The organism is Natronorubrum thiooxidans, assembly GCF_900156475.1.
GTDB lineage: Archaea > Halobacteriota > Halobacteria > Halobacteriales > Natrialbaceae > Natronorubrum > Natronorubrum thiooxidans.
On record NZ_FTNR01000042.1, the window covers coordinates 1 to 5,662 of the forward strand.

General features: G+C 53.2%; 6 protein-coding genes and 1 pseudogene. 6 read left to right on the forward strand and 1 reads right to left on the reverse strand.

Annotated features, from left to right (window positions below):
* Positions 1–475 precede the first annotated feature (475 nt).
* The 4 genes from BW940_RS20540 (at position 476) to BW940_RS20550 (ending at position 2,591) form a co-directional block, all read left to right on the forward strand.
* Positions 476–1,399 (forward strand): ADP-ribosylglycohydrolase family protein, encoded by a 924-nt coding sequence (locus BW940_RS20540; protein ID WP_076611012.1) that lies wholly within the window; start codon positions 476–478, stop codon positions 1,397–1,399.
* Between the two features lie 108 nt (positions 1,400–1,507).
* A complete protein-coding gene (locus BW940_RS20545; protein WP_076611013.1) occupies positions 1,508–2,068 on the forward strand; it encodes a hypothetical protein in 561 nt (186 codons plus the stop codon).
* 158 nt (positions 2,069–2,226) lie between these two features.
* Positions 2,227–2,391, forward strand: coding sequence for a hypothetical protein (locus BW940_RS21935; protein WP_173834931.1), 165 nt, complete (start codon positions 2,227–2,229; stop codon positions 2,389–2,391).
* Entirely contained in the window at positions 2,391–2,591 is a 201-nt protein-coding gene (locus BW940_RS20550; protein ID WP_076611014.1) for a hypothetical protein, read from the forward strand. The genes BW940_RS21935 and BW940_RS20550 overlap by 1 nt, the downstream gene beginning before the upstream one ends.
* 462 nt (positions 2,592–3,053) lie before the next feature.
* Here BW940_RS20550 and BW940_RS20555 read toward each other — a convergent pair whose 3' ends face one another.
* On the reverse strand, positions 3,054–4,310 hold the full coding sequence (locus BW940_RS20555; protein ID WP_076611015.1) for an orc1/cdc6 family replication initiation protein: 1,257 nt from the start codon (positions 4,308–4,310) through the stop codon (positions 3,054–3,056).
* Positions 4,311–4,955: 645 nt separating this feature from the next.
* Here BW940_RS20555 and BW940_RS21385 point away from each other — a divergent pair.
* Positions 4,956–5,105, forward strand: a complete 150-nt coding sequence (locus tag BW940_RS21385) for a DUF2080 family transposase-associated protein (protein WP_143823981.1) — start codon at positions 4,956–4,958, stop codon at positions 5,103–5,105.
* 3 nt (positions 5,106–5,108) lie between these two features.
* Positions 5,109–5,567 (forward strand): annotated as a pseudogene (locus tag BW940_RS20560) (RNA-guided endonuclease InsQ/TnpB family protein); the annotation flags it as partial.
* Between the last annotated feature and the right edge of the window lie 95 nt (positions 5,568–5,662).

Consider the following 5,662-nt stretch of genomic DNA (forward strand, 5'->3'; position numbering starts at 1 on the left):
TTTGCTGGATCTCCAGAATCGTGCTTCGACACTGCCGCACAACTCTATCTCCAGTAGGGACCGCTACCGGGTACGGATTTACTGGACGGTCTACTAAGTGTAGCTTCAACCCTCGATATGAGGGTTACCGTAAATATTACTGTAAAACGTTTTCATCCACCTCCTCTACCCGTTCAGCGAGAAGCTGAACAAGCTCCCGTACAGTGATTTCATCTTCTTGGACGAGTGTTGTATCGACAGCATACTTGATTGCTTCAGCGTAGCTGGATCAATCATGACGTGCCATGATTCGAGTCAACTTCGCAGCCAAGTTATCGCTGATCGTGATCGTTGTGTAGCCTTCTGGAGGCATGAACAACTGATCGAGCCTCTTTACGGTATAAGTTACGGTAAGATAGGTCGTTCACGCTTGAAGCTACACTGAGCAGCTCCTGAGACCACAACAGTTAGCAGCCAGATTCGTGAGTATCACTGTATGGTTCGATCACGAGCACACGGGATCTTGTTAGGACTTGCGTGTGGGGACGCGCTCGGACGCCCAGTCGAATTCCAAGGGCCGGACCAAATCGAGCGAACACACGGTCGGGTAACCAAAATGCTCGCCCATGGGACCCACGGGCAGCCCGCAGGAACGATCACGGACGACACGGAGATGGCTCTCTGTATCGCCCGGAGTCTCGCAGAACACGGCACATTTGAGCCAGAAGACATCGCCACCAGATTCGTCGACTGGAAACGGTCGGGGCCGTTCGACATCGGGATCATGACCTCGAGTGCGCTCCAACGAATCCAGAACGGCGAGTCGTGGGACGAAGCTGGCCAACGCGAGTGGGAGGCAAGCATGGAAGGCAGCAACGCCGGCAACGGCAGCCTGATGCGGTGTGCGCCATACGCCATCGCGTATCGAAACGAGCCAACCGAACTCGTTGAGGTCAGCCGGCAGTCATCAGCGATCACACACGCTGATTCGCGGTGTCAGTGGAGTTGTGCGCTCTTCAACCGGACGCTCGCTAATCTTCTAACCGATGTCGACCAGCCTCTCGAAAGAATCCTGAATGAGATTGGGTCGGAATTACCCGACGACGTTCGGAACGCTGTTGAACCAATTACCACAACTCTCCGTGGTGACTCGGCGAACATCTCTCTCGAGAACTCGGGATACGTCGTCACAACGCTCCAAGCAGGCCTGTATCACGGGCTGACCGCCGAGACTGCTGAAGACGCGATTGTCGACGCAGTGATGATGGGTGGCGATACAGATACGATCGGTGCCGTTGCCGGCGCAGTTGCAGGTGCCCGGTTCGGAGAGGGTGCACTTCCTGAGCGATGGCTCACCGAGATTGATGAAGTCGAGGAACTATGTCAGTTAGCGACAGGTCTGATCGAACGACAGCATTGATGCAATCCGAATAGTCGATTAATGAGGTCAGGTAGATCAAGCGTGACCAGTCAGTTTTTCTGCGCCAGAGTGGGCTGAGGCGCACACTTGTGTGCCTCGAGGCCACGAATGAGTACAAATCGACCACTCCAGAGCGACTCGCATCGAGATCAACCGACAAACGAGTACGCGAGCGACCGCGACCGCAGCTATCCAGGAGACATTGCTCGACTGAACGGACACGAACTCGTCGCGATCGACGAGTGGCTGCCGGGCGCAGAGCCAACACCGTACGAACTCAATCTCACTGATGGCTACGAGTATCGGACACGCTACTGGCGCTGCAGGAAGTGCGGCCAAGAACGCAACCACCGCGACGAGTTCTCTACCCCCTGCGACAACCCCCAACCGCCGACTGCCCTCGAGGCAGGCGGATACTCGATCGACGACCCACGAACTCGCCGTGCACTGAACGAGGAGTTGGACGTCCGCTTTGCGACAATGGGCCCGATATACGAGGTAGAGAGTGAGAGCGGTGCTACCTACGAGGTCGATATCGAGGCAACAACGGGTACCTGTCCTGATTTCGAGCAGCGTCAGCCAGACAATGGCTGTAAGCATCTACGGCGTGTCGACCTCGAGATACGGACTGGACTTCTCCCTGCGCCAGATGGGACGTTCAGCCGCTGACTGTCGAGTGATCTCGCCACTCGAGACGGTTTGTATCCCCCGAAAGGGGTGCGGAGGCTCGAACAGAGCTCACCGCAGCAAACAATGAGACAAAGAGAGACAGCAATCACATCGACAGACGTTGAGACGACTCAGCTCCTGAATCGAGGGAGCGCCAGATGACTGATCGCGACGAGTGTCGGATGCCGACGTGTTCAGAACCTGCTCGCGATCGGGCAGGATATTCTGGTCGGTTCTGTTCGGACAGCTGCGAGGTCCGCTACGAGCATCTCCAAGCGGACGCTCGAGATGCTGCAGTGGATGAAGCCGAGGATCGGTACTGATGCTCGAGCAGATCGATCACCGTGGCAAGCGTTTCACGATCGATGACGAGGACGGTGTCGACGATGTCGCTCGTGAACGGTGTCGGCGGGACGAACTGCTCGAACGACAGGCTCAGCGAGAGATCCGTGAACTCGAGCGTGCGAAAGCGGTCGCCGGATCAACGGGTACAAATACAGATGTTGAGGTACTCGAACAATAATATCAAGCTTTCAGATCTGTAGACTGCATAGGAAAAAGAGAAAGCCTAGAGGATGAACTCAGAGCAATGGAAGGTGGTTCGTCAGCATAGTTCACGTCTGATGCTGGACGAATCATCAATCGACTAGATTAGTTCTCATCACACCACTGCAAAGAGCTGCCGACAACCACGATCAAGTTTCAGAACTGGTGACAAGGTTGAAACCTCTTCGTCCATAGCTTCGGAAACGGTGGAGTGTGGGTAGTCTGGAAGAAATTTTTTCCGTGAAGAATGACTACCGGAGTTGTTGATGGTAGTACGCTTAGGTGTGGCACAAATATACGTGAGCAGCATTTATTGACCACCCTAATTGGTAACGGATCTTCCTCCGCGATCCCCAGAGTTCTTGAGCGAGTCCGGAACCTCCGTCGTTTCCGGAGCTTTCAGTGACCATCGAACTGTTCCAATCACCGAAAACCGGACTCAATAATCAGAGATGTCTGACTGAAGAAGATTATTGTCATCAGCTGTCGATCGAATGATGTTTGCCACCTCTTCAAACCGGTTCGTCGAGAGAAGAACCTCAAGAACTGCGTTTAACGGGACATCAAGCTCGTACTCGTGATAACGGCCAGCTGAGAGCCCTTCGTTCCGTTCATAGACGCTGATGAGCCCAAGCATATTCATATCTGAAAGGTGGTCGCGGACACGCCGTTCGCTCACACTATCAGCATCAAGTCTGTCGCAGATCTTCACGTATCGTTCGTAAAGATCTCGAGATCGAACAGGGACTTTGTTGAGCGCCTGGCGATAAGCGAGCGCACAGAGGACTGCATGGCCCTGTGTCGTGAGTTCCTGCATCCCTTCATACAGTTGGTTCTTCTCGAGTTCGTCTTGAGCATCCCGGACATGATCCTCAGTCACAGTATCGACATCTTCGGCCTGAGCCAGTTCTCCAGCTTCACGAAGCAGACGGATCGCCTGTCTGGCCGATCCAGTGTCCTGAGCGGCAAAGGCCGCACAAAGTGGAACCACGTCTCCGTCGAGGATACCATCGTAGAACGCTTTTTCAGCGCGTGGTTCAAGAATCGGGCGCAGTTGGTTTGCGTCGTATGGCGGAAAGAGAATTTCTTTTTCAGCGAGTGTGTCTTTGACCTTCGGAGAGAGATTATCCCGGAACTGGAAGTCATTACTGATACCGATTATCACAGGGCGAACATCGCCGACATAACCGTTCGACCGCGCTCGAGGTAGTCCATAGAGAATGTCATCGGAGTTTCCAATGTTGTCGATCTCGTCGAGAACAATCACAACGGTACCGCCGAGTGCATCGAGCTCTTCGTAGAGGATATCAAATACACGTTGCTGGGAATAACCGGTAGTACTGATGCGGTCTCTGTTCTGGCTTTTACGAATTTCGTTTACGAGCGCGACTGCGACCTGGTAAGACGAGGAAAGGTTCTCACAGCTGACCCAGACAGTTGAGAGATCAACGTCGTCGTACTCGGCAGCATCATTCTCCAAGTGCGACAGCATGAATTTCGTCGCAACGGTTTTTCCCGTCCCCGTCTTCCCGTATAGGAAGATGTTCGATGTCGGGCGATTATCGATGATCGGTTGGAGAGCCCGTTGGTATTTCTCGAGTTCCTCGTCTCGTTCACGAATATCCTCAGGCTCATACGAGTCGTCAAGCGGTTGGGCATCCGCGAACACTTGACGATCCCGCTGGAACATCCCCATGAGAGACGATATTACAGCCTGACATGATAAAACCACCGCTTCCTTAGCTTCCGGAGCGTCCTAAGCTCAGTGGCTTATAACCTCACACCACACCACCACTTCCTAAGCTCTCGTTTTTATAACACACCCTCACTCCACTGTTTCCGGAGCTTTTGTTTGAACGGGTCTCCCCTCTTTTCGACAAGAGTCTAATAAAGAAGAAAGATTTAAATAACTATAACTAAAACAATAACCGCACTGCAGTAGCAATGTTATTATAGATATATTATATGTTATTTTCTAGTGGTTTACGCTGTGTGGTTCATGAGATCTTCCGGTAATATAGACCTGTTTTCTAGTAGCACCCTCTTCTTTGTTTGAGATAGCTTCGGAAACAGTGGAGTGAGGGTTCTCAGAAAGCATCATTAGCAAAAGCTCCGGAAACGGTGGAGGGTTGTCGTCTCTCTTTCGCCGAACTATTCGTCATCTCCCATGTTGAGCCAGTGCTTGATTACCTAAATCGAGGCGCTAATGCCCCTACCTCAGCGAGCGAAGCGAGCAGGGAGGGGATACAGTGCCGCTCGTTTTTCTTGGACTGTTCTACAGCAGGCCCACAGGCCCACGCTATCGGTAGCATTATGAGTATCTACCTCGTAGATACACTCAATGGATCGATACGAGGTCGAAGGACACGAAGTCCTCGAAGCCGAAGTTAAACCGACCGGCAACGGTGCGCACATCTACGTCCCAAAAGCGTGGACTGGTGCGACCGTCAAAGTCGTCCGCGTCACCGATCTAAACGACGAAGACGAGTAGATCATGCGCTACAACTACAGGTATCGGCTCAATCCGACCGACGAACTCCACGAACGGTTAGCGTGGACTGTCGATACCTGTCGACAGGTCTACAATCACTTCCTGCACCGACTCAACCGCGAGGACGGCACGTCTTCCTACTCCGAGCAGTCGGTGCTCCCCGACCTCAAGGACTGGTGGACCGACCTGAAACAAGTCCATTCGAAGGTGCTGCAGAAGGTCGTACAGCGGCTGTACGACAACCTCTCGACGCTGAAGGGGCGGAAGGACAACGGACACCGCGTCGGCGAACTCAAGTGGAAGGCCCCGCAGAAATATCGCTCGATCAAGTACAGTCAAACCGGCTTCGAACTCAAAAACACGAGTGGTCGAACTGTGCTGTCTCTTTCCAAAATCGGCGGTATTCCGATGGTCTACCACCGCGACGTTCCCGACGACGCCACGATCAAAGAAGTCGTTATCATACTGTCGGCTGAATATTCTTTAGGCTAGAGTGTGATTATAGGGTATGTCCACGCTTGATGCCGCCACCCTCGACGACCTCCGCGACGCTCTCG

Coding starts and splice junctions, on each gene's coding strand:
- BW940_RS20540 (WP_076611012.1), top strand. CDS start 476: ATGGTTCGATCACGAGCACACGGGATCTTGTTAGGACTTGCGTGTGGG.
- BW940_RS20545 (WP_076611013.1), top strand. CDS start 1,508: ATGAGTACAAATCGACCACTCCAGAGCGACTCGCATCGAGATCAACCG.
- BW940_RS21935 (WP_173834931.1), top strand. CDS start 2,227: ATGACTGATCGCGACGAGTGTCGGATGCCGACGTGTTCAGAACCTGCT.
- BW940_RS20550 (WP_076611014.1), top strand. CDS start 2,391: ATGCTCGAGCAGATCGATCACCGTGGCAAGCGTTTCACGATCGATGAC.
- BW940_RS20555 (WP_076611015.1), bottom strand. CDS start 4,310: ATGGGGATGTTCCAGCGGGATCGTCAAGTGTTCGCGGATGCCCAACCG.
- BW940_RS21385 (WP_143823981.1), top strand. CDS start 4,956: ATGGATCGATACGAGGTCGAAGGACACGAAGTCCTCGAAGCCGAAGTT.